Origin of the sequence: Clostridium peptidivorans, assembly GCF_900205925.1 — a bacterium.
Classification (GTDB): domain Bacteria; phylum Bacillota; class Clostridia; order Clostridiales; family Clostridiaceae; genus Clostridium_AK; species Clostridium_AK peptidivorans.
In genome coordinates, this window is record NZ_OAOD01000031.1 from 1 (window position 1) to 24,619 (window position 24,619).

Here is a 24,619-nt window from a genome sequence, read left to right on the forward strand (position 1 = left end):
TATAACAATTATAGGTATCAGTGGGGACTAAACAAAATGACCCCTGTACAATACAGGGATCATCTCCTTAAAACCGCTTAGTCTTTTTTATTGTGTCCTTGACAAAGGGTACATTTTAAAATAAGATTCTTCATAGTCTTTTTTTATTTTACACCTAAATTATAATATTATACAAGTTATACCTAATATCTTTCACTAATTTTCCTTTTTATACTGATACTTTGCGGCCATTTCTTCATAGATGGCCTTTGATACTTCTCCAATTGCACGTATTCCCTCTGAATCTGCTGATAAATTACTTGTAAACATGGTTAAAATATAATAGTTATTGCCAGGCAATATAAATATTCCTACGTCATGCTGTACTCTATCTAAATCTCCAGTTTTATTTGCAACCATAACTGTTCCATGAGTTATTTTAGTATGGTGATCCGCTGGATCAGATGTATCAATAGCTGGAATATAGGCTGGAAGTTTTGATCTAAGCTGTTGACTTTTCATTATATCAACGATTTGTCTTGAAGCATTAGCTGAGACTATTTCATTTCTTGCAAGCTTTGCTAAGATGTTTCCCATATCCCTAGCTGTAGTAAGATTATCCTTTCCAGATGCTTTAGCTTTAATATCCATCATTTTTCTCTGAAACTTAGTGTTTGTAAGTCCAATAGAATCACAGTATTTTGTAATTCCTTCTAATCCTCCAACTAAATCTACAAGCTGATTTGTTGCTGCGTTGTCGCTTACAATGATAGCAAGAGTTGCTAAATCCAGTACTGTTGGTTTATATCTTTTATCTAAATTCTTTATTATTCCTGTACCTCCAACTCTATTTTCTTCACTTAATTCAATGATGTCATTTAAATTTATTTTACCTTCACTAACCTCTTGAAATAAAAGTGAAACTAAAGGTATCTTTACAGTACTTGCTGCTGAAAATACGCTGTCTGGATTTATTAATATCTTTTCCCCTGTTTGAATATCTTCAAAGTATATTCCTACTTCACCTTCTAATGTGCCTAATATTGAATATAATTTTTGATCTATCACCTTAAACCCTCCTTATAATATCAATGCTAATACAATAAGTACAGCCATGGTAGCCATAATTATTGAGTATCCCATTTTTAACATTGATTTTAAATCATTTGATCTTGCAAGACCCATCTGTCCTAACATATCTCCTCCTGGATATGCAAAAGACGTAATTTGACTTCCGACTAATAAAACTGCTGCCCAAAGTCCAATGTGAACTCCTAACCCTTGAGCCATGGTTCCAAATAAGCTGTCCATTAATAATGCTTGTGCTACCGCAGCACCATTGATTCCAAAAACTCCAATTAATGCAGCAACTACACTAAATACCACTTCTCCACTGCTTTGAATTAATGGTGTTAAAATTTCAAATAACGCTTTGAATGCACCGGATTTTTCCACAAACATTAAAAATGGTTCAAATATTAAAAACATTACAAACATCCACACTAATCTAGCCATACCTTCAAAGAAAGTATCAGCAACAACTCCAATTTTAATTTTAGCAGCAACTCCTGTACAAACCGCAGATACAACCATAATTAAAATAGCATAAGCTGCTCCACCTTTTGCGTAGATACCATAGGCTATAAGTGCTAAAATCACTACAAGAAATACAGTAGTAGCTCTCTTTACTTCAGGTGTTGCTTGATAATTTGATTTAATTTCTTCGTCTAATTTATATTTATAAACTCCAAATGTTTCTTTTTGCGTTTTTCTTGCTCTAAAATATGTTACTACCCACATAACTGCAGCAATTGGAAGGCTGGCATACATTAGAACCTGAGGATAAGTAAGTCCTGTGATTTCCATGATTGTTACAACTGGTGGACTAAAAGGTCCCAGGAAAAGTCCAGTTTGACCAGCACCTTGAAATATCACAGCAACAGTACTTGGTGTAATACCCATAGAGGCTACTAACGGGATAATTATTGGAGCTATTACTGCATTTGCACCAGCCATAGTTCCAAGCAATGTAACTAATACTATTGATGTAATCATAGTTGCTAAAATAGCCTTTTTTTCAGTATTAACACCTATCTTAGTCATTAAAATATTAATAAGATTTTCGGCAACTCCAGTTTTCTTTAATACTGAACCTAATCCTGAACCTAGCATTATAATAAGACCTATCAAAGCTAAGAAGGATCCGGTTGAAGCAGCTATAACAGAGCCCAATTGCATTATTGGCTGTTTTACAAGTATTGCGCCAATTAATGCACATATAAATACGTTAACTACAGGATTCATATCTTCTTTAAATGATAAAATAATATAGATAATAAGAGGTAAAAGCCCTACTATAGGAGGTAACCCAAAAATAAGTTCTGTTGTTTCCACTTATCAATCACTCCTTTTTGGTTTGTTCATAAATAATATTGGAACTTTTATATAGAATTTATCTTAATAGTTTTTTGAAATGAATTATCTGATTTGTTCTCCATTAGATTCATCGGATAGAATTAAAGAAATGGCTTAGTTATACTCACACCTCCATTTGCCTGTATATATTAATCTTATGAAATTGATTTAGACTTTATTACATTTTACGTGGGATCAGCGCTCTAGAATAAAGTGGCACCTAAAAACCTAATCGTATTCTTATAAATTTCTGTAGTGTCTGCATTTGTCACATGCCATGTGGGTGGCACTCGTGGCATGTAAAATTATTACATATTATATCATGTCATTTTCATTTCTTTTGTATAAGAAGTCGTAACCTTTTTCTCAATATAGAATATTCTATTATTAGAAGTAAGGGCAAGTCCCCTATCTCTAATATAAAAGTAGGTGATGAATAAAATGATTACACCAGAATCTCCAAATCCAACTGCTAATGATAAAATGTGCCAAAGATCACCTGTGGGAATTGGTGCAACATGTGTTGCTGAATTAGCTCCCAACGTTTTTGTGTTGCTTGTTGAAGTAGAAGTAGAAGTTCCCGGAGAAGATATACAAGAAGTGCTTATAATAAGATTAACACCTGCTCAAGCAGCAGCATTAATACCAGAAGTTGGCCGTTGTCTAATAATAGATAAAGATGACCCTGTAATTGTAGACCCTGGAGCACAAATAAATCTTATTTGTGTATTTGTATTTGGCGAAAATGCATTTTTAGTATATGACGTTGAAACCAACACAACAGATAGGCTTGTTTTAGTTAGAATCCCTTTATGCCCAATTGTTTGATAAAACTAATAAACTAAATTGTATCACTTCAATTAACTATAAATAAAGGGCCAGTGTACTGGGTATAATTCTCAGCGTACTGACTCTATTTTAAATTTCTTAAACTTATGAGTATATAACTTAGATTTATTTATTACTTATAGACCTTTTTTAGTACCTTCTCAAGTCTTTCAAGAGCCTTTTCAATTACATGAGTCGGTGCTGCTAAATTTATTCTTTCATACCCACTTCCCTCGGTACCAAAGATATAGCCTTCATCTAGGAAGAATTCAGCTTCCATATGCATAAATTTTTCTAATAACTTATTTGTCATTTTTAGTGCATTAAAGTCAACCCATTGTAAATAAGTTCCTTCTATCAATGGAGCTTTTATTTTAGAAAAATTATCTTTAAAGAACTTTTTAACAACCTTTTGATTTGTATCAACTAACTTGATTACCTCTTCAATCCAGTCTTCACATTTTGCATAACCTATTTCACAAGCTTTATAGCCTAATATATTTACTGTTGCAAATACAGTGTGATCATATCCAGGCATAATTAAGTCATTCCAAATCTCATCGGATACAACAAATAAAAAGTCGTAACCTTTTTCTCAGAATAACATATCCTGTTATTAGAGGTAAGGGCAAGTCCACTATCTCTAAAATAAAAGCAGGGGGTGAATATAATGAATACACCAAACTCTTCAAATCTAACTGCTAATGATAGAAGGTGTCAAAGCTCACCTGTAGAAATTGGTGCAACATGTGTTGCTCAATTAGCTCCCGACGTTTTTGTATTACTTGTTGAAGTAGAAGTAGAAGTTCCCGGACCAGATATAGAAGAAGTGCTTATAATAAGATTAACACCTGCTCAAGCAGCAGCTTTAATACCACAAGTTGGCCGTTGTCAAATAGTAGGTCCAGACCAAATTCCAACTCCAGCACCTGGAAGAGATGTAGATCTTATTTGCGTATTTGTATTTGGCGGAAATGCATTTTTGGTATTTGACGTTGAAACCAACAGAACAGATGACCTTGTTTTAGTTAGAGTTCCTTTATGCCCAATTGTTGGATAAAGCCAATAAACTGAATTGTATCAGTTTATTTAACTATAATGTTGAGTAGTTCAAGTTCTATAATATGAAATAACGGGTCAGTGCACTGGGTATAATTCTCAGTGTACTGACTCTATTTTAAATTTCTTAAGCTTATGAGTATATAACTTAGATTTATTTATTACTTATAGACCTTTTTTAGCACCTTCTCAAGTCTTTTAAGTGCCTTTTCAATTACATGGGTCGGTGCTGCTAAATTTATTCTTTCATACCCACTTCCCTCGATGCCAAAGATATAGCCTTCATCTAAGAAGAATTCAGCTTCCATATGCATAAATTTTTCTAATAACTTATTTGTCATTTTTAGTGCATTAAAGTCAACCCATTGTAAATAAGTTCCTTCTATCAATGGAGCTTTTATTTTAGGAAAATTATCTTCAAAGAACTTTTTAACAACCTTTTGATTTGTATCAACTAACTTGATTACCTCTTCAAGCCAGCCTTCACATTTTGTATAACCTATTTCACAAGCTTTATAGCCTAATATATTTACAGTTCCTCCACGAACAACATCAATTGCTTTTTTAAATTCTTTTCTTAAATTTTCATTTGAAATGATAATATTTGAAATTGCAAGCCCTGCCAAATTAAATGTCTTAGATGGAGCCGTACAAGTTATAAGTCTGTCATTTAACTGCTCATTTACTGTTGCAAATACAGTGTGATCATATCCAGGCATAATTAAGTCATTCCAAATTTCATCGGATACAACAATTAAATCATTTTTAATAGCTATTTCGGCTACCCTTTCCAATTCTTCTTTATTCCATACCCTTCCAACTGGATTATGGGGGCTACAGAAAATAAGCAACTTATTTTTTGGCTCTTTAGCTAATTCATCGAATTTATCATAATCAATTGTGTAATATCCATTGGTGTTAATAAGCGGACAATTAACGAGTTCTCTTTCATTGTCATCAATAGCCATTGAAAATGGATAATATACTGGTTTGAAGATAATTACACCATCACCAGGATTAGTAAAAGCTCTCATTGCCGCATAAAATGCATCTACAACTCCAGGAGTATTTACAATCCATTCTTTCTTGATATTCCAATTATGTTTTGTTTTTTGCCACCCTATAACCGCATCATAAAATCCATCATAAGGCATTGTATACCCTAAAACAGCATTATCTAAAAATCTTTTTAGCCCATCAATTAGTTCTGGTGGACTTTTAAGTTCCATGTCTGCCACTGAAAACGGAACTACATCATCTCCAACCTGTGGATTCCAAGCATACATCTGTTCCCACTTTTCAGATCCAGTGCCTTTTCTTGATACCAATGTTTTAAAATCATACTTCATTTCTTTCCCCCTTAAAGATTTTAAATTTATATATTAATATCTCAAATAGATATTATCTGGTAATGGCATTTAGTTTTTAAAACATTTTAGTTATTAAGCACTTTACGAATGTATGTGAATTTCAAGAATAATCATAAAACTATTTTATCATATATTTTAATCTTTTTATCAACTTTATCCATGATTTTAAAATTATTCCATATTATATCATGTTAATTTCATTTCTTTTTGTATAAAAAGTCGTAACCTTTTTCTCAATATAGAATATTCTATTATTAGAGGTAAGGGCAAGTCCCCTATCTCTAATATACAACCAGGGGGTGAATATAATGGCTACACCAAACTCTTCAAATCTAACTGCTAATGATAGAAGGTGCCAAAGATCACCTGTAGAAATTGGTGCAACATGTGTTGCTGAATTAGCTCCCGGCGTTTTTGTGTTGCTTGTTGAAGTAGAAGTAGAAGTTCCCGGAACAGATATACAAGAAGTGCTTATAATAAGATTAACACCTGCTCAAGCAGCAGCATTAATACCACAAGTTGGCCGTTGTCGAATAGTAGGTCCAGATCAAATTCCAACTTCAGGACCTGGAAGAGATGTAACTCTTATTTGTGCATTTGTATTTGACGGAAATGCATTCTTGGTATTTGACGTTGAAACCAACACAACAGATGAACTTGTTTTAGTTAGAGTTCCTTTATGCCCAATTGTTGGATAAAGCTAATAAACTGAATTGTATCAGTTTATTTAACTATAATGTTGAGTAGTTCGAGTTCTATAATATGAAATAACGGGTCAGTGCACTGGGTATAATTCTTAGTGTACTGACTCTATTTTAAATTTCTTAAGCTTATGAGTATATGACTTAGATTTATTACGCCATATTATACAACTAGTTCTTAGCTTACATGAAAATTATAATATGTTTTACATGTTGCCATACTAGTATTTCATGCAACATGTAAAAAACTTTTAATATTGATCAATGTCTATTAAACATAAATTTATAGCAATCTTCTTCCTTAAATCCACACTTTAAATAGAATTCTTGAGCATACTTTGTCCAAAGAACTTTGCTTGTATCTATTATACTTGGATGATTATTTATGAATTCAATTAATTTTTTACCTAAACCCTTACCTCTATATTTTTCATCAATGATTACATCTAATATTAAACTATAAACAGCATAATCACTTACAACCCTTGCAAATCCGATTTGCATATCATTATGATAAATCGAAAAACAAAGGGAAGTTTCAATTGTTTTAGCAATAATTTCAGTAGGTCGATTTTTAGCCCAATGCGACTGCCTCAACAAGTTGCTAACTTCATCTAATTTAATTTGGGCAGCATTATCCGTAAATATATAATTATCTTCTATAAATTTCATAGCAAAACCCCTCCTCAAAATTTAGAAAAATATTTTAATAACTTCGTTTTAGCTTACGATTGTAAATTAAACATTAACTGGTTCTAAATAATTAACTTTTTTACATGTTTTTATAGCATATTCTATTTCACTTTTTGTACTTTCTCCTATATATTTGCCTTTATTAATTACAAATATCTCGTCAGACATATCAATTTTTCTTTTATGTATATCATCAAGCATTATTTTGATTTCATTAGTAATACAGTTTTTAAATTCACCGTCAGCATGTCCAAATAATCCGACTGAAATCACTATATTCCCTTTTAATGTTAATTCTTTCTGTGCTTGTATAAATTCATCTTTAAATTTTGTGCTTCCGCAAAGTGTTATTACTTTATATTTTCCAACCATTTTAAACCTTCTTTCTAATTCGTACAATTTTACAACTAAGTCTTAGCTTACATGAAAATTATAATATATTTTAGATGTTTCTATATTAATATTTCATGCAGCATTTAAAAGACTTTCAACTTTAAATTAATTTAGCTATAAAAGATATTACTTCAGCTGCTGGAACTAATAAAAATTGCGCTAATATTGTACCTGCTATTAATCCTCCTACAATAAAAATTATGCATCTATTAAACTGTAGTTCAGTACATTTTCCTGTTATTACATCATCTGTTAGCATTGATATAAATGGATCTATGAATATAAACATCAGTATTGTTGACACCCCATTTACTACAGATGCTAACGTACTACAGGTAGTTCTTAATTCTGGATTTAAACAGCCTGCATATAATGATGCTAAAATGCCAACAACTGATATTGCAAAAGCTGCTGTATTAAGTAAAATAATTTTCTTAGGAATCATTTGTAAGCTTTTTAATTGTGCTAAATTTTCCCTTTTAGGTTTTGTAATACTACTCTGGAACTGCTCTATTCCTGACTTAGAGAAACCATGTAGTAATAACCTGGGAATAGAACGATGAATAGTAAATGATTCTACCGCTTTCTCAAAAACTTTTATAAATGTTGGCATCAAAAGAGCACCAATAATTGTTGCTGCTGTTGTAGAAAATATTATCCATCTAAATACATACAATAGACTTTCAGGATTTCCTGTTTTTATAGTGCTTTCAATTGTTTTAGCCATTAATGGAGCTTGAATACTATTTGCAGTTCTAGAAACTAATGCAAATATATTAAATATCGCGAAAGATATTGCTATCTTTCCTGTTCTTACTCCAACAATTCTTACTGAATATGATAGTGTTGAAATTACGTAAATAATACATGTAAGAATCAATACTATTATTACTTGTTTAGGCATTTTCTTTCTCCTATATGTTATCTTGAATTTTTATCAATATAAATGTTCAACGCTTGTACTGCTTTAAATGATACAATAATAGCCGACATATAAAGCATAACTTCTAAAATTGCTTTAATAATACCTAAAAAACCAAAAGCCCCTACAATACCTATATTTTGCATACTAATAATTTCCCTTTATTGTACAACTAAGTCTTAGCTTACATATGTTTAAATTTGTTAGCTACATCGTCTTATTATATTGTACATTAGATATTTTCTTTCTTTAATTTTTTATTTGATAATACTTCCACCAATCCCCTAATAAATAATAATACACCTATTAACATAAATGAATGTATAAATCCATTCAATATAGTAATGTATTCACCGGATAAGTTCCTATTATGATACTTTGTTTTTTAATAGTTTATGATATTTTTCTTCATTCTTATTCCAAGCTATAGGTGAACTGATTATAAATCCCATTAATCCCCCAAAGAATAGAGGCAAATATTTCGTTAGCTGATTCAAGTCATTCCCTTTGACTAATATAAAGGCTATAAAAGTTGACCAAGATACTATGGTATATATTATACCTCTGATTAGCATATATTTAGATTTGCCTTTTTTTCTATATTTTCCCCAAGATTTAATGAACTTTTCGTTGTTTCTCAAACTAACCCTCCTCCATAAAATCAACCTTTTTATTACACAATATTATACAACTAGTTCTTAGCTTACATGAAAATTATAATATATTATAATCTCTTGGATAAATGATAAAGCTTGTGCTCTTTGGGACAGTCTTCTAATACGCCGAAAATTTCATATCCATTTTTCAAATAAAAATCTTTCGCCTGAAAGTCATATGTACTCAGATATACAATATGGCAGCCCATATTTCTCGCCTCAGCTTCTACAAGTCTTAATAATTGTTTTGCAACTCCCTGGTTACGAAATTCTTTTTTTACCCATAATGTGTCAATACTGAGGATGTGCCATAATGCTAAACATGCCAAGATTCCGCCAATAATCTCTCCGTTTTCATCTTTTATGCATCTGTTGATGCCTATAAACGGTTTTTCCTGAGAAAGCGGTTTTGATTGGAGATTGAACTCCAGCAACATATTTCCGATATACTCAGCTTCTTCCTCCATTGGAATTGTTATTTCATATCTAGAATCCATTTCACTTACACCTCACAAAATATAAATAACCTTTACTACATATAATCTAACTATAAATATCCATAATGCTCTAGATATTTATTTAAAAATAAATTATGAATAAAATCTTCTATTTTGTTATTCCTTAATACACAAACTGCTAAATGCAAGAGCTATCTACTCGCCATTGAGATAAAATTTTTGAGGAAAGTTTTTTATATTATCTACTTCAAAGTATTCATCAAAATCCATTACTGATTTTGTTTCATAAAATTGATTTATAGACTCAATAAAAGATTTCAGGTCTGGTGCAATAATATTTCTGTCATTATCCGCATGCCAAAACTCAATTAATTGCCCCATCTGACCTGTAAAAGTTCCACCCATGTCATAACAAATATGGTCACCACCACCATTATGGAATATAGGCAACCAGTTTTCATTCCACCAATTATCAATCTCAAAGTCAGAACCAATCATTTCAGTCATTTCCTTAGCAGTATCCAATACCTCTTCTAATGGCATAAACATTGAATTGTTCACAAAAGAATCATAACACCTATCATTTTGTCCATTCTTCCATTGATAAAGAGCTTTTAAATCAGCAGGTAAAGAAACATTAAATCTTTCTTCTAAGGCCTGAATTTCATTTTCCTTCAGTGGAGTATTAAGCTTTAAATAAAAATCCGGTCTTGATACTTTCAAATGGTTATCTAGAACTTTTAATTGTTTTTGCATATCTTTGTATTACCTCTCTCTTACTATTTTTACTAATTTCAATTCTTCCTTTATAAAAAGCTAATTTTAGTCTTAATTATTTACAGACATTTTTTCTTGAAGAATCAATCCAATGGCCGCTTCCTTCAACTTCTGATAATTTCTCAAACAAAGCATCCATTCCATTTTCTAATTTATAATCCATTTCTTCTTTATATAAAGGGATAATACTGTAAATATTTATTAAGTTTCCATCCTTAGTATTAATCGAGCTTATTTCTTCTTTTAGTGAAGATAAAATAACTCCGTTCAATTCAGTATTCTCAGCATATGGAATGTATTCCTCGGAGTTTGGTATTGTATGTCCATACCCTAACCAAGTATTATACATATGTGGAAATCTTGCTAATTGTTTCAAAAGTCTTATTGGCCAATAGTACCTTTCATCCTCAAAGACTTCAGAATCAATTGGCCATGACTCAGGAAGAAACATCATAAGCTCTGCTCTCTTTAGATGACCCCACTCCTTTTCAAGCTCACTTGGCAGAGTCATTGGTAAATCACTCATGCCTGTGGTATAAATAACTCTAAAAGGTTCTTCATCAGTTGGCTCCATAAAGTGAACATCTATATGTACTATATCTGAAATAATTTCATGAAATACATTGCTAACCCTCCCCGGGAATACTTTATCGAAGTGAGCAGTGATCTCTTCTATGTACATCATCTCTGCAACATTACTCAAATTTCCGCTTCCAGTATTTTCATAAGTATATATGTTTGTTCCATCCTTTGATTTACCCTTATCTTTTTTACCACCAAATATTTTCTTGAACATTTTTATCTACTCCTTTACATTCTTGTATTATACGATGGTTGCGTTATATCCAGCTTTTCTACCTTTCTCAACTGCTTCTATATATCCTTTAAAATAAAATGGTATATTATCTTCTTCTCCATTTACAATTCTACCCTTTACCTTTTCAAAGGCATATATTGACACAGAAAAATTAGGTTGTCCAGTTACTAGTACTGGCTGTTCCCTTTCTTTGCCCCAATAGTATTCTCCTCCATAGTTTCTTCTTGCCACCTCAAAAATATAGCTGCCAGCCATCGAAGAAGCTGAATACAAAGTATCTTCATCAAGTTCATAATCACTTAATTCTTCCAATATATCATCTAATTCTTGTAAACTTTCTACACTATAATCAAAATTTCCTCTATGAGAAAAATTGTTAGTAAAACTTTCTGCTGTAGTAATTACATCGTTTTTTAAACTTCTTTCCATTATTACACCCTCTCATGATATTTAATTCGTAACAGTTGTAATTCTTACATTATCTAGTTTAAACTCAATGTCTTTTTGAGTTTCACTTATTGTCAACATTTCAAGGGATTTTAAGCCACATAAAATATGTAATACTTTAGAAATTTATTTCTTGTTGTTATAGTTATTCTGCATTACAATTATAACATATTAAGGAAATAAATTCGTAAAATAATGGAAGATTCATTAAAAGGGGAATTGATGTTGAATATATGAATATTGCTTGTTTTGATGTTTATTATTACGAAACTTATGCTAAATCCTGCTGCATTATATTTAATAAAGAAGAGCAAATACTATCACAATACACCGTAATTGTGGAAGATATAGAGGACTATGAACCGGGTAAGTTTTACAAAAGAGAATTACCCTGTATACTTAAAGCTTTGGAAAATGTTGAGGAAAAGATAAATTTGATAATAACTGATAGCTTTGTTTTGATTAATGAAGATAGAAAAGGATTAGGTGCACATTTATACGATGCATTAGAATGTAAAATTCCTGTTATTGGAGTTGCAAAAACATTTTTTAAAGATGCTGAAAACTATGTAGAAATTTACAGAGGGGAAAGCACTAAACCCTTATATGTAAGCTCTATTGGAATTGATTTGAACTATTCCGCAGACTTTAAGCTCAGTTCTTGATTTAGCGAAATAACTATCATATATTTAGAAAATTTTTTATTTTATAAGTTTTAACCCATTTTAAAATTTGTAACATTTATTTACCTCCTGCATATTATTATATTGTGTACAAAAATTTTATGGGGGCATATTAATGTATAGAAACGATAACCTAGAACATACTCGCAATTCCCACCATCATCATAAATGCTATCAGCATGGAATGCATTGTCCTATGATGTGCTGCTGCCCTATGATGTGCTGCTGCCCTATGATGCATGGACAACAAATGATGTCTTATGATAATCCTGATAATCCTAATGATCCTGCTGGCCCTGATGATCCAGATCCTCGCCGTCCATTTTTCTTCGATGAGAGACCATTTTTTCATGAAAGACCGTTTTTCTTCAATGAAAGACCATTCTTCTTCAATGAAGAACCATTTTTCTTCCATGAAAGACCATTTTTCCATGAGAGACCGTTTTTTCATGAAAGACCATTCTTCCATCATAGAGGAGATAATATAAATTATTAATTATAATTTAAAGGGCAAATTATACCCTTTGACAAGTACACAACAAGACAGAATGTCACCCTAGAATTTAACTTCCAGGATGATTTTTTTAGTAAGGTATAATGCCTGTAGTTAACATAGGCTCTTTTGTGTATCTATCTCATAGAGTACAGTTTACTCCTTTATTCCCACACTTGCTAAAAAAGCTATATAAAAATTTCACCATTTACTACAAGTGTATAATAAATTATATTCTATATATATGTTAATTATAAAAATCTAGCAGCATTATAATATAAGCTGCTAGATTTAATTCTTATATTCATTAAATAATTTTGCTTAATCTATTTTTTAAATTTATTTCCTTTTCAATAAGCCATCCTTCTTCTTCACAAGTCTCTCCCCACTGAACTATATCATTGATTTCATCCTTAGTTAATTCAACAGATATTTTATCAATAACTCTCAAATTTTCCTCGTAGTATCCATTATACATTTTTAAGGCATTAGTTTCCCCTTTTAACCCTAAAGAATATATAGGTACTCCTTTTGCATCTTTATGGTGTGCCACAACATAAAGTCTTACTCCATGATTCTTTTTATCGGCTTGTAAATCAATATGTTTTACCTCAACTAAAGTCCCCAATGGTATTTTATACTTATCCATAATCCCCACATCCTCTCACCATATAAATTCTATATAAAAGCTTAATCTCCTTTAAATTCAGAAACTTCTTAATACTTTTTATCGCTGATAATCATACCCTTAGTGGTGTGATGTTCATATGATAAATTTATTTAATAACTTGCTATAAAAAATAATGTCAATAAAATTATTGTGGTTTTATATTGGAAATGTAATGTTGTTAATTTATTTGGAAATATATTGCAAATTCACTGAATATAATCTAAAGAAAAAGTAAATTAAATAATAAAGTCCTATTAATTACAAATGCCTTATATTATCACAAAATAATATATAACTTATAATTTAAAGGGGGATGATTATGAAAAAATTTACTTCATTATTTTTAACTGCTCTTTTATTAATTGCGCCTTGCAGCCATGTATCTGCTCAAAGTAGTAAAGATTCAGCAGACAACTTAAAGAGCATCAACTGGGACCAAAGACATACTATAGAATTTCATGATAGTTTATTAAAAAATTTATCTAAGGAATATCCTAAGATAGCAAAAACTTATCCAATAGGTCATACTTGGAGGGAAAGAAAAATAAATGCCATTGAATTAAGCAGTAATGCAAAGAATGAAAAAGATAAAACTGGTATTGCTGTAATTGGAAATATTCATGGAAATGAGCAAGAATCCGCTGAAAGTGCAGCTTACACAGCTTGGTGGCTTGCTACCAATTATGATTCTGATAAAAAAGTAAAGAATATCTTAGATAATTATATAATATATATTGTGCCTGTTCTGAATCCTGATGGGTATGCCCAATCATTTATATATCCAATCAGAGAAAATTTAAGACCAACAGACCGTAATGGTAATAATATAGTGTTTAGCGACCCCTATAAAGATACAGATGGTGATGGAGTAATATCTGATATATATGTAGGATCTAAAGATTCAGCTATAAAAGATAGAAAGAAAATTGGTATGGAGAGCCCTGACTGGGATAAAAATGGAGTATTTGGAGATGATCCAAAACAAAGCAATATTGACTTAAATAGGACATTTGATTATTTGTGGAATTACCTAGATGTAGATACAAAACCAGTGTTAGGCGGAAATGCCTATACAAGAGCAGGATCTAACCCTGCTGCAGAACCTGAAGTAAAAGCTGTTCAAAATTTCTTAATGACAAAGAAAATCCATGCTTTAGCAACTCTTCACACAGGTATACAATGTGTATTAACTCCATGGTGTAATACTTCTGAAAAGCCAAAGGATGCTGAGTTTATGGAAAAAGTAGCGCTTGATATGAAAAACTCACTAGAAAAGACTACTGGAAGAAAATTCTATACGAAACAATCCTATGACGACTATCCTACTACTGCGGAAATGATAGATTGGACATACGGCAGACTTGGTATACACTCCTACACTATTGAAGTTTATAGTGGCGGAAAGTCAAACCCAAATGGCACAATTGACGAACAATGCACATGGGAAAATGAATTGCCCGCAGATCAGTGGATATATAAGGGTGAATGGAATGGAGTTAAGGATGTGTGGTTTAGAAAAACCTCAAAAGCTCAAATGGTAGGAATTGCTCCACCAGAACAAAGCAAAATGGTAGAAGGAGCAAAGAACTCCATACTTACTATGATACAGAGTGAGCCTTATGGACCAGGTTCAGAGGTTCCAGATTATCTAACATGGGGAAATGGCTGGTAAAAATTAATTAAATAAAAAGTCATATATTATTTTGTGAAAACCTCTGAATTAATATTGTTCAGAGGCTTTTTTTAAGTTACTGCTAATTTTCCTATTTAAGCAAATTAATTCTTGACATTTTCCTCAAGATGGAATAATATGAAGTTAGCTTCACATGAAGTAAACTTCACGAGAAGTAAACTTCATATTATTCTATGTTAGGGGTGATTGGTTTGAAAAATAAATTTATGCAACTTTATTTAGTCTCATTAGCATTACTTACAATGGGTTTTTTCGAAATAATTTTCAATTACACTAAAGCTAATGCTATAGAAGGATTTTATTCTGGTGTTATAGAGCTATTCGTAGGAGCAGTGTTTTTAGTTTACACTATAACTTCTCACGTTAAATATAATACTAATGGTAAAAAGCTAGATAAGGAGCTATCAAAAGAATATGATGAGAGAGATGATTTAATAGAAGGAAAGGCTTCATACTTTACCATAAGCATTCTTACCATTGTGATTTTCATTATGATGTTTATTTCAAAGTGGATTACAATTCCAACAAACACTGCTTTATTTATCATTATAATATTTTCCTCAATTACTAGCGTATTAGCTAAAAAATATTATGACTATTTTCTTTAATTAGGAGAACGCTATGAAAAATAAAATAAAAGAATTGCGTTTAGAACATGGAATGACACAACAAGAATTAGCTGATAAGGTATGTGTATCTTCAAGAACAATTATCTCTCTAGAAAAACAACAATATAATCCATCTGTTTTACTAGCATATAAAATATCTTTAGTTTTTAACTTAACAATTGAAGAGACTTTTGTATTCGAAGAAGATGACAAATTATGATAATATTATACAATATAATTTTTAAGAGGAATTTTAAAAATAATATACTAAAAATAATAAAATAATAAATGGAGGCAAACATATTATGATTGAAAGACTATTGTTTATACTTTTTGGAGTAGTATTAGTATTATGGGGTATATATAGAATGAAAACCGATGATGCACTTATAGGAAAAACCCAAAAACAAAAAAATATATTCAATCTTTTCTTCCTTGGACAAGCTTCAGGAATAGGTCAATTATTAAGTGGAATCCTGTGTATAATTTTAGGGATTGTATCTTTTATAATTAAGTAATTTGCAAGTAAAAGGAGCTAAGCTTTAAAATACAGCTTAGCTTCTTTTAAACCAGATATTTACATTATTATGCCGTAGATAAAAATGTCCAGCTAAAATAATATAGGCTCCCACAAAAGTGACAGCCTATTAACAAAGGAGCATACATAGATTTATACAAATTAAATCTATATATGCTCCCAATTATTATACTTTCTAATTATCCTATTGAAACAAATTGCCGCCTAGTCTCCAGATACTAATATTATATCCCTTTTCTGTTATAACCTTCATCCAAGAATTCAATGTAACTTTATCCGCATACCATACCTCGTGTTCTATATTATTTTCATCTTTATAATTAAAAAACAAGCTCTGGCTTTCATCATCACGTTTTACTTTAACCCCATATTCTTTTAGTATACGGTTGGCTTCAATTTCCGAAACAGGCGTAGTTTTTCCATTAGATGCCCAGTTAAACCCTCCAGTAGCAATTGCAAAATCCTTATTTCCTGGAATTTTACTGGTCTTTTCCATTAAACTCATAATAAACTTAGGATTTGCTTTTTCTCCTGGTTTACTAAAACCTCCATGCAAATTGTAGCACATTATTACATAGGTTGGCCCTTTATCAAAACTCAATTTATCAAAGGGTACGTTAGGTTCTAATAAAACTCTTAGCTTTAAACCTTCTTTTTTACATTCTTGGTATAATTCATTTATAAATAATATATAATCTTCCCAGAGTTTCATATCATCTTTTATTTGTTCATAATCAATTTCTATACCATCAAAGTCATATTTAACTGCTAAGTTTATGATTTCTTTAATATGCTTACTTCTTAAATCTTCATTACTTAATAAAGATTTTAATAAATTAGTGTCTTTTAATAAGGAACTTCCATCACTATTTATCTTATCATTAACAATGGTTATATATTTATTGTAACTAGAACTCTTTGTTTTATCATAGTAATTAATTAGTTTTTCTGGCATCACTAATTCATTATTGGAATTAAAATTAGCTGCAAAATAACAAATATTTTTCAATTCCTTATCTAAAGTTCTTATTTCTTTATCAGAATTTAAGTCCCAGTATGCAACCCAAGCTGATAGATTATTTATATCCTCACTAAATAATCTTGTATCTTTATCCAATACTACATCTTTGTTCTTAAAATTATCTTCTTTTGAATTAGCATTTACAAATATAACTGATATTAATAATATTACTAATGTAATAAAGGCTAAGCTTTTTCTCACATTATTACTCATTAATTCCCTCTCAAATTATAAATTTTTAATAAACCAATTGACAAGTTTATTAAAGGAAGTCTTAACCTTATAAGTTACAGCTTCCACTCCTTTTAATGAAGAATCATATAATACTTCATTATTTGTATTAGTTACTTTAAAACTTTTAAATACTCCATCATATACATCATCTGCAATATTTCTTTGGCTATATCCATAGTTTCCCCATGAAGACTCAAGAAGAACACTTCCTTCACTTTCGTTATTTACTTTTAAGCCTTCTACTATCTTCTTGTCATCAATAGCTAAAGTCAGTTTTTTATCAATTAATGTTATATCAACTTTCTTACTTCCAGGTTCCTTTATATCAACTTTTTTATCCTTATTCTTATCACTTAAATCTAAAGAATATATGATATTTTTATTTCCATTTGAATTTTCTATAACATTAACCATATTATTAATAAGTTGAACACATATACTATTACTCCCATCTTCATTGGATCTTAAGTATATAGATTGAGAACCTATAACATTACCCTTTAATGTTGTTGATATTTTAATATCCTTATAACTTTCACTGTTTATGAGCTTAATAAGTCCTTTTTCCTTTGGTAATGATGTTAATATAATTTTATCATCTATAAACTCTGCTTGTCCTTTTATTTCTTGAAATTTACTAGCTTTTTCTTCATCGCCTGTAACAAATTCAGTATTTTTTTTAGTATCATCCCAAATTCTCATTAATAAATGATTGGTGCTCCAATATGCCTGTGGTTGAATTCTAGTCAAATCATAAATAGAACTGTCAGGTAAATTTAATGAGTATCCCTCTCTATTAAAATTCATGCTAAATAACTCTTTAATCCATTTGCCATTTACTTCACTAGCTTTATCATTTGTACCAAACTTTCCTGTGTTTGAATGCATTAAAGCATACAAAGAGGGTATGGCTCCAAGCTCTTCATTATATATAGAAGATAATTTTTTATAGTCACTATTAATACGCTCTTTCATCTCTTCATAGGTTTCCATAGGAATACCATGTTCATCTCTAATGTAATCCATCAAATAATGATTGTATTCTCTATTAATTTTAGGGGCCAATTTTGAAAACTCAACAGAATTTAATCTTCCCAAATAATTTGAGTATTTATCAAAAACATTTATATACTCTAGCCTATATCCATTAGTCCCTAATTCCCAATAGGAGCTATCTTTTAATTTTAATAAATCTTTAGGCATTAAAAACTTAGGATCTTTCTTTGCAAATTTATCTGCATAAGTTAGCATTGTGGCTTTATAGTTATACTTTTCTAGAATTTTTTGAGAAAATATTGCTGTATCCTTTCTTCCATCCTCAAATAATAAAAATAATGATTTTTCTGGTAAGGCCTTTCCTTTTGTATAGTAATCTAATATATCTTGCTGAGTTATTGTTACATAGCCATTGTCTTTTAACGCTTTTATTTGCTTCTCCAATGCTTCAGTACTTATTAGTGTATCATCTCCAGTCCTATCTACACCAAAATATGATACCGCAATAAATCCACTCTTTTCATTTTTAGAAATAGTATCTAATGTATAGGGCTTATATACTGAAAAGGTACATAGAGCTTTTATAATAAATACTAGGATTGCAAATAAAATTATCCCTTGAAATATACTTCTTATTTTCTTAACTCTATCTTTTTTTTCAGGAGAAAAATTTTTATTTTTCATATACATCCCCCCCCTTTTTACCTAATATACTAGCACCTTTCCTTTGCTCTTTTTTCCTTTGAGCTTCTATATCACTTGGAGTCATTCTGGTACCCCAGGTTGATTTCCAAAAAGTTACCCATGCTATAGGCATTTGCCAAAGTAATACCGCTTCATAAAAGATGCAAAATAGCATTCCAAAAATCCAGGTTGTACTTTTTCTAAAGAACATTTGAGCAAAACTCATCATTAATGCCATCATTAATAATCCAACAAGAAATGTGGTTGGAAATATATTATGTACAATTGGTACATAAACCAGGTTATAAACAACTATTATAGGTGCAGCAATAGGAACAAATACTCCCATATAAAAGAACGCAGCCATAAAGGGTTCCTTTTTCCACATAAATTTTCCTGCAATAATTGATTCTCTCAGCCATGACCTTTTCCATCTCATTTGCTGTTTAAGAAATACCTTATACTTATTAGGCACAATAGTAGAACAAATTGCCGTATCTTGATAACTAGTTCTATGCCCATTTAATACAAAATTAGTCATAGCTCTATCATCTCCAAAGGTTGCCTTTTGCCCTAAAAATCTTTGATTTATCCATTCATCCATATTATCTATAACTATTTGTTTTTTGTAGCAGGATAAAGGTCCTGATAAACATGTAACTGCATCAAAATATGCCTCTGCCGCTTTCATAATTCTAAAGGCAATATAATATCTAACAGACTGCATTTTAGTTAAAGTATTTGTATAAGTATTTGCAACATCTGTTCTACCTGATACTCCACCCATTTTAGGATCTTTAAAAGGCTGAACTAGATTTCTTATTGCAAAAGGATCTAAGAAGCTATCTGAATCAACAAATACAACTAACTCATGCTTTGCATTTAAAACTCCCCTGCAAAGGGCTTCTCTTTTTCCTAAGTTCTTTTCTTGAACAAAATACTTCACCCTATTTGGAGCATCAAATCTTTCTGCTTCATTATTTAATTTATCTATGGTCTCCCTAATTTTATCTACAGAGTTATCATTGGAACAATCATCTACAACTATAACTTCTAGATTATCAATAGGATAATCCTGGTTAATACAACTTAAAATTGTTCTTTCTATCCACTCGCCTTCATTAAAACAAGGAATAATTATTGTTACACCTGGTGTATAATTAACATCCATTGGCATAGGCTTGTATAAAACACCAAATAAATATCTACTTAATAAAAATACAGCTGCAATAATACTATATAAATATGTCCATTTATTAAATTTAAAGTATATTAGACTTTCTGCACGCATTAATACAATGAATATACTTATAAATAATAATAATAAACTAGATGCTGCTAATACATACCTATCCTTCTTTCTGTTAGAGTACTCTGATAAAGTTTCAATAAATTCTATACCACATATTATTTTTCCATCTGCTGTAATAGAATCTCGAACCTTTTTTCCTTTAATTTTAACATTCATTTCATATCCTTCTGGCATAGAACCAGGCAATATTTTAAAGTCTAATGTAATATCCTCTGCACTGCTAATTATATTTAATTGTTCTTTATCTTTTAATTCTAATAAAATTCCCGTAGTTGAGACATCTAAGGATTTAACTTTAAATGTGCTATTGCCCTTTGAGCTTGTACATATTATTTCAATATCAGTTTGCATTATATATCTTATTCCAGCTTTTTTGCTTTTTATAAATACATTAGGATCACCCTTATAATCCTCTAATACCTTTTTCCCTCTACGATCAACACTATTTCTTATAGCTTCTTTATCAGGAACATTTGCAAGTAACCTTCTATCTCTACGTGGATTTAAAAGAATGTCCTCAGCTCCACCTTGCCCCTTTCTCAATTTCTTATATTTAAACCTCATACTTCAACTCCTCATTGAACATAATATATAGATAAAACTCTTCTAAAATTAATCTATATGACATTATTTTTCTAAATAATCACTGAGCTTTGCAACTTTATATTTTTCTCCATACAATCCCTTTTCATTGTTAGCTAAGAATATGTCTAAAGCTTCGGCAGTGTAATAACTTTGATTATTCATATGCATTACTACTACATTTCCTCTGCCCTTGATTAATTCTTGTTCTATATAACTAGCAATTTCCTGTGCAGAATTTCTTTCATAGTCATGAGTTGTAATATTTCCACTAATAGTATATTTATAGCCGCTTTCATATACAGCCGCTAATCCTTCTTTTCTTAAAAGCAAGGTAGGTGGTCTAAAATATGGTCTTAACGAATCTAAATCACCTATTATATTGGACATAACATCATAAGATTTAATTAATGAAACTTCAAGTTCTTCTCTACTAGCATCTAAGAGTTCATGGTTGTAATTATGACTTCCTATATCATGGCCATTTAAAGCAATGGTTCTAAGCAGGTTTGGATTAACATTTGATATACCACTATTAATATCTGTATATTTTGATATTGCAAAGAATCCTGCCTTTGCCTTATGCTTGTTTAATACATCTAATATTTCATTTACTATAGGGTCTCCACCCCAATCATCAAAGGTAAAAAATATAACATTTTCACCATTTGTATCAATAGTTCCATCTTTATCAATAGATAGTTTTTCCTCTTCACTAAAGTCACTTAAATCTATATACTCATTTCCTATATAATTAGTTTTCATCATTCCTAGTGCTTCTTCATAGGCTCTTTTCTTCATAGAAATTGGATTGCTTATAATATTGTATCTACCTAACTGTGATGATGTTTCAATAGTTTTTTGTAAATTACTTAAGGGTACTACTGAATATCCTAATGGTTTTTGAGCTAAATCATATGATTGTAATTTTTCATTATACCTATGAGCATAACCATTTTTAACATAATTTTTAGTTACTAGCTCAATTATATTGGCAATAACATCATTATTTTTAAATAAATCTGAATCCAATCTAAAATAAACTATTTCTCCTTTTCTAAGAGATACATATGAATTTATATTAAAATAATTAGATACAACTTCTTCAGCACTCATATCTTTATATTTATGAATGATAGGTGCCTTTGAACAAGTAAATAATTCATAGTTTTTAAAAGAAGGAACACTCCTCATTGCTGATAAAGCTTCTCGTATTTCAGTATCTGCATATCCATATCCAGCCATATATGCATTTGTAATTATACCTTTATCTTTTAATAATTTATCCACTTCATATATTTCTCTGCAAATTTCCTCTGTTGGTTTATTTAATAATTTAGAACTAGTTGTTATTCCACCATTTCCGATTTCATGACCCTTACTTATGATCTTATTTATTTTATCAGGGTAATTTAATATTTCTTCTTTTGTTACAAAAAATGTTCCTTTAACATTAAGCTTTTCAAGCGTTTTCAATACTTTATCTAAGCTAGCTTCATTACTTAGCCCTCTAAATGTATAGGCTAAAGCCTTTTGAGTAGTATAAAATTCTGAAATTACAGGAGCAAGTCTTTTATTATTTTTTTCTATTAATTCTTTAAAATTAATTAAATCTATATCATTTTTAGCTTCCTTGTTTCCTAAGTTATTATTTTTATGATATTTATTATTTAATATATTTTCATTCTTTTCTGATTCATTGTATTTCACAGCACTTGGAAGCTCAGATACTTTAATAACAGTTTTATTTTGTTCCTCTATTGATTTTAGAAGCCATTCTACTATTTGTATAATAGTAACTTCTTCTTGTTCTTTATCCTTTTTCTCATTTATACCAGCCTGCTTGTCTATTGCAGGTTTCTCCTCTATTCTTTTTTCTCCATATTCAAAGTTATCAAGAACCCCTTCTAATTTTATGGAGATTATTGTTCCTTTTTCTAAGCTATTTACATATCCATATGCCTCATCATAATTTTTAAAACTTTGGTAACTTAAATAGTGATTACTATCCACCACATATTTATTTCCTGACGCGTAAGCTGCTTTTAAGATGTTATCATTATAAACTGTAGAATTGCATTTTAGTAAATTAGGATCTTTTCCAGTTATAGATTTTAAAATCTTATTAGTACTACAAAAATCAGTAACCAACTCTTCCTTAGATAACTTTTCCATATTCTTAGTCCAAGAAAGAGTTCCACTTCCTATATCATGTCCACCTTTTTGAATCATTTTAACTATACTGGAATCCTCAGCTGCCTTAATTCCTGGAATAAAAAACGTTGCCTTAATTCCGTATTTATCTAGCATATCTATTATTTTATTCATAGTATCTTTATTGCTAAGGCCCTCAAATGATAATGATACTATATTTGACGATGTATGAGCGTTTGTTATAACATCTGCCTCTTTATTACTATTCAATAAATTTAATGCCTCTTTAATTTCCTTTGATGCATCATATTTACCTTTTTTATTTATGGTTATTTTTCCTAAGCTATTATCAATATTATAATTTTTATATATAAAGATACCTATAAAAATGCTTATTAGTACAATTAAACCTACAATACTAGTATACTTTTTTCTCATATTTCCCCCCACAATTATGACTTTTATTAAATTAACTTTGTTCCTTTCCCTTTAGCATTAACACTTCGACCATTAACCTGAAATATGTACATAAAAGCCATTCTGCTTCTATATTATTGCATAATATCTCGTTATATTTACTATCAATTATATCTGGTATATGTACAAACATCAATTAGTTTTATAACCTTTTTTTAGCATTAATTGTAAAAAGCCGTTGACAAAATATATTTATCAACAGCCTAATAATACTACCTAGCTTTTTATATCTTTTTAACAAATTCAGATTTTAATTTCATAGCTCCAAAACCATCAATTTTGCAATCAATATCATGATCTCCATCAACCAATCTTATGTTTTTTACCTTTGTACCCATCTTTATAGATGATGAACTTCCTTTTACCTTTAAGTCTTTGATTACTGTTACAGAATCTCCATCGTTTAAGATATTTCCATTTGCATCTTTAATAATCTTTTTATCTTCACCATTTTCGTTTCCTGACTCTGAAGTCCACTCATGAGCACATTCTGGACAAACAAAAAGATTACCATTTTCATAAGTGTATTCTGAATTACATTTTGGGCAATTTGGTAAATTAAGCATAAATTCATTTCCTCCATTTGTTGTTAATTTCAATATATAAGAATTATTTTCAATTTCTTTTTGCAACTTCATAAGAATATTAATCACAAACCTGAAATTTACAGAAAAACATATAAGGGGTTCCTTATATGCTATCATATAGTATCATATTCTTTTAATATTGACAAACCTTCCTTAAAGCTTCTTTTCTAGTCCTACTGTAAAGCCTGGGTTGCCTTAGTTATCATTCCCACCTATAACATCATCCTAATATTAATATAAAAACCCATATCACTATAAAATGTACCCTATCGGATAGACACTTGAAAAAAGTCTACCCGGTAGGGTATTTTATCTATAATAGAGTAAATAAAGAAATGGGTGGGTTTAATGAGTAATAAGATATTTACACAA

Annotated in this window: 29 protein-coding genes; 10 read left to right on the forward strand and 19 right to left on the reverse strand. The window is 30.2% G+C overall.

Annotated elements, in window-relative coordinates:
- Window positions 1-81, forward strand: an 81-nt coding sequence (locus tag CRN98_RS17530) for an IS3 family transposase (protein WP_143331309.1), incomplete at its 5' end; no start/stop codon positions are given.
- Window positions 82-195: 114 nt separating this feature from the next.
- Here the strand turns inward: CRN98_RS17530 and CRN98_RS15995 are convergent.
- Window positions 196-1,047: a serine hydrolase gene (locus tag CRN98_RS15995; RefSeq protein ID WP_097028429.1), complete on the reverse strand. Its 852-nt coding sequence runs from the start codon at window positions 1,045-1,047 to the stop codon at window positions 196-198.
- A 12-nt stretch (window positions 1,048-1,059) separates the two neighbouring features.
- Window positions 1,060-2,373, reverse strand: a complete 1,314-nt coding sequence (locus CRN98_RS16000) for a Na+/H+ antiporter NhaC family protein (protein ID WP_097028430.1) — start codon at window positions 2,371-2,373, stop codon at window positions 1,060-1,062.
- Window positions 2,374-2,835: 462 nt separating this feature from the next.
- Between CRN98_RS16000 and CRN98_RS16005 the strand changes: the two genes are divergently transcribed.
- A complete protein-coding gene (locus tag CRN98_RS16005; RefSeq protein ID WP_097028431.1) occupies window positions 2,836-3,222 on the forward strand; it encodes a spore coat protein in 387 nt (128 codons plus the stop codon).
- A gap of 133 nt (window positions 3,223-3,355) precedes the next feature.
- Here CRN98_RS16005 and CRN98_RS16010 read toward each other — a convergent pair whose 3' ends face one another.
- Complete coding sequence (locus CRN98_RS16010) at window positions 3,356-3,760, reverse strand: beta C-S lyase family protein (RefSeq protein ID WP_097028432.1); 405 nt, start codon at window positions 3,758-3,760, stop codon at window positions 3,356-3,358.
- Between the two features lie 132 nt (window positions 3,761-3,892).
- Here CRN98_RS16010 and CRN98_RS16015 point away from each other — a divergent pair, with 132 nt between their 5' ends.
- A complete protein-coding gene (locus CRN98_RS16015; RefSeq protein ID WP_097028433.1) occupies window positions 3,893-4,282 on the forward strand; it encodes a spore coat protein in 390 nt (129 codons plus the stop codon).
- Window positions 4,283-4,442: 160 nt separating this feature from the next.
- Here the strand turns inward: CRN98_RS16015 and CRN98_RS16020 are convergent, their stop codons facing one another.
- Window positions 4,443-5,630 (reverse strand): MalY/PatB family protein, encoded by a 1,188-nt coding sequence (locus tag CRN98_RS16020; RefSeq protein WP_097028434.1) that lies wholly within the window; start codon window positions 5,628-5,630, stop codon window positions 4,443-4,445.
- Window positions 5,631-5,959: 329 nt separating this feature from the next.
- On the opposite strand from CRN98_RS16020, the gene CRN98_RS16025 reads away from it, so the two are divergent.
- Window positions 5,960-6,349 (forward strand): spore coat protein, encoded by a 390-nt coding sequence (locus CRN98_RS16025; RefSeq protein WP_097028435.1) that lies wholly within the window; start codon window positions 5,960-5,962, stop codon window positions 6,347-6,349.
- Window positions 6,350-6,613: 264 nt separating this feature from the next.
- Here CRN98_RS16025 and CRN98_RS16030 read toward each other — a convergent pair whose 3' ends face one another.
- The 9 genes from CRN98_RS16030 to CRN98_RS16065 all read right to left on the reverse strand — a co-directional run bounded on the left by CRN98_RS16030 (window position 6,614) and on the right by CRN98_RS16065 (window position 11,497).
- Window positions 6,614-7,024 (reverse strand): GNAT family N-acetyltransferase, encoded by a 411-nt coding sequence (locus CRN98_RS16030; protein ID WP_097028436.1) that lies wholly within the window; start codon window positions 7,022-7,024, stop codon window positions 6,614-6,616.
- Between the two features lie 66 nt (window positions 7,025-7,090).
- Window positions 7,091-7,417, reverse strand: a complete 327-nt coding sequence (locus CRN98_RS16035) for a hypothetical protein (protein WP_097028437.1) — start codon at window positions 7,415-7,417, stop codon at window positions 7,091-7,093.
- A gap of 121 nt (window positions 7,418-7,538) precedes the next feature.
- Complete coding sequence (locus CRN98_RS16040) at window positions 7,539-8,342, reverse strand: lipid II flippase Amj family protein (protein WP_097028438.1); 804 nt, start codon at window positions 8,340-8,342, stop codon at window positions 7,539-7,541.
- A gap of 17 nt (window positions 8,343-8,359) precedes the next feature.
- On the reverse strand, window positions 8,360-8,506 hold the full coding sequence (locus CRN98_RS17820; RefSeq protein WP_179632214.1) for a hypothetical protein: 147 nt from the start codon (window positions 8,504-8,506) through the stop codon (window positions 8,360-8,362).
- Between the two features lie 222 nt (window positions 8,507-8,728).
- Window positions 8,729-9,001, reverse strand: coding sequence for a hypothetical protein (locus CRN98_RS17875; RefSeq protein WP_207653601.1), 273 nt, complete (start codon window positions 8,999-9,001; stop codon window positions 8,729-8,731).
- An 83-nt stretch (window positions 9,002-9,084) separates the two neighbouring features.
- Window positions 9,085-9,513, reverse strand: coding sequence for a GNAT family N-acetyltransferase (locus CRN98_RS16050; protein ID WP_242961022.1), 429 nt, complete (start codon window positions 9,511-9,513; stop codon window positions 9,085-9,087).
- A gap of 156 nt (window positions 9,514-9,669) precedes the next feature.
- Window positions 9,670-10,230: an SMI1/KNR4 family protein gene (locus tag CRN98_RS16055; RefSeq protein WP_097028439.1), complete on the reverse strand. Its 561-nt coding sequence runs from the start codon at window positions 10,228-10,230 to the stop codon at window positions 9,670-9,672.
- A gap of 76 nt (window positions 10,231-10,306) precedes the next feature.
- Window positions 10,307-11,047 carry a suppressor of fused domain protein gene (locus CRN98_RS16060; RefSeq protein WP_207653602.1) on the reverse strand — a complete coding sequence of 247 codons (741 nt, stop codon included), beginning with the start codon at window positions 11,045-11,047 and terminating at the stop codon, window positions 10,307-10,309.
- Between the two features lie 27 nt (window positions 11,048-11,074).
- Entirely contained in the window at window positions 11,075-11,497 is a 423-nt protein-coding gene (locus tag CRN98_RS16065; RefSeq protein ID WP_097028441.1) for a hypothetical protein, read from the reverse strand.
- A gap of 251 nt (window positions 11,498-11,748) precedes the next feature.
- On the opposite strand from CRN98_RS16065, the gene CRN98_RS16070 reads away from it, so the two are divergent.
- Window positions 11,749-12,180: an endonuclease V gene (locus CRN98_RS16070; RefSeq protein ID WP_097028442.1), complete on the forward strand. Its 432-nt coding sequence runs from the start codon at window positions 11,749-11,751 to the stop codon at window positions 12,178-12,180.
- Window positions 12,181-12,313: 133 nt separating this feature from the next.
- The gene (locus CRN98_RS17535) at window positions 12,314-12,694 is read left to right on the forward strand and encodes a hypothetical protein (protein WP_143331311.1); all 381 of its coding nucleotides are present in this window, start codon (window positions 12,314-12,316) and stop codon (window positions 12,692-12,694) included.
- Window positions 12,695-12,998: 304 nt separating this feature from the next.
- Here CRN98_RS17535 and CRN98_RS16080 read toward each other — a convergent pair whose 3' ends face one another.
- Window positions 12,999-13,340, reverse strand: coding sequence for a hypothetical protein (locus CRN98_RS16080; RefSeq protein ID WP_097028444.1), 342 nt, complete (start codon window positions 13,338-13,340; stop codon window positions 12,999-13,001).
- Between the two features lie 340 nt (window positions 13,341-13,680).
- On the opposite strand from CRN98_RS16080, the gene CRN98_RS16085 reads away from it, so the two are divergent.
- The 4 genes from CRN98_RS16085 to CRN98_RS16100 all read left to right on the forward strand — a co-directional run bounded on the left by CRN98_RS16085 (window position 13,681) and on the right by CRN98_RS16100 (window position 16,180).
- On the forward strand, window positions 13,681-15,033 hold the full coding sequence (locus CRN98_RS16085) for a M14 family zinc carboxypeptidase (RefSeq protein WP_179632216.1): 1,353 nt from the start codon (window positions 13,681-13,683) through the stop codon (window positions 15,031-15,033).
- Between the two features lie 212 nt (window positions 15,034-15,245).
- On the forward strand, window positions 15,246-15,662 hold the full coding sequence (locus CRN98_RS16090) for a DUF2178 domain-containing protein (protein WP_097028446.1): 417 nt from the start codon (window positions 15,246-15,248) through the stop codon (window positions 15,660-15,662).
- A gap of 13 nt (window positions 15,663-15,675) precedes the next feature.
- The gene (locus CRN98_RS16095) at window positions 15,676-15,882 is read left to right on the forward strand and encodes a helix-turn-helix transcriptional regulator (RefSeq protein WP_097028447.1); all 207 of its coding nucleotides are present in this window, start codon (window positions 15,676-15,678) and stop codon (window positions 15,880-15,882) included.
- A gap of 85 nt (window positions 15,883-15,967) precedes the next feature.
- On the forward strand, window positions 15,968-16,180 hold the full coding sequence (locus tag CRN98_RS16100) for a hypothetical protein (protein WP_097028448.1): 213 nt from the start codon (window positions 15,968-15,970) through the stop codon (window positions 16,178-16,180).
- Window positions 16,181-16,384: 204 nt separating this feature from the next.
- Here the strand turns inward: CRN98_RS16100 and CRN98_RS16105 are convergent, their stop codons facing one another.
- The 5 genes from CRN98_RS16105 to CRN98_RS16125 form a co-directional block, all read right to left on the reverse strand.
- Window positions 16,385-17,434, reverse strand: coding sequence for a glycosyl hydrolase family 18 protein (locus CRN98_RS16105; protein ID WP_097028449.1), 1,050 nt, complete (start codon window positions 17,432-17,434; stop codon window positions 16,385-16,387).
- A 15-nt stretch (window positions 17,435-17,449) separates the two neighbouring features.
- The gene (locus CRN98_RS16110) at window positions 17,450-19,135 is read right to left on the reverse strand and encodes a polysaccharide deacetylase family protein (RefSeq protein ID WP_097028450.1); all 1,686 of its coding nucleotides are present in this window, start codon (window positions 19,133-19,135) and stop codon (window positions 17,450-17,452) included.
- Window positions 19,125-21,011, reverse strand: a complete 1,887-nt coding sequence (locus tag CRN98_RS16115) for a glycosyltransferase family 2 protein (protein WP_097028451.1) — start codon at window positions 21,009-21,011, stop codon at window positions 19,125-19,127. Before CRN98_RS16115 ends, CRN98_RS16110 begins: the two co-directional genes overlap by 11 nt.
- A gap of 63 nt (window positions 21,012-21,074) precedes the next feature.
- Window positions 21,075-23,621 carry a polysaccharide deacetylase family protein gene (locus CRN98_RS16120; protein WP_097028452.1) on the reverse strand — a complete coding sequence of 849 codons (2,547 nt, stop codon included), beginning with the start codon at window positions 23,619-23,621 and terminating at the stop codon, window positions 21,075-21,077.
- A 263-nt stretch (window positions 23,622-23,884) separates the two neighbouring features.
- A complete protein-coding gene (locus CRN98_RS16125) occupies window positions 23,885-24,226 on the reverse strand; it encodes a zinc ribbon domain-containing protein YjdM (RefSeq protein ID WP_097028454.1) in 342 nt (113 codons plus the stop codon).
- Window positions 24,227-24,619 lie beyond the last annotated feature (393 nt).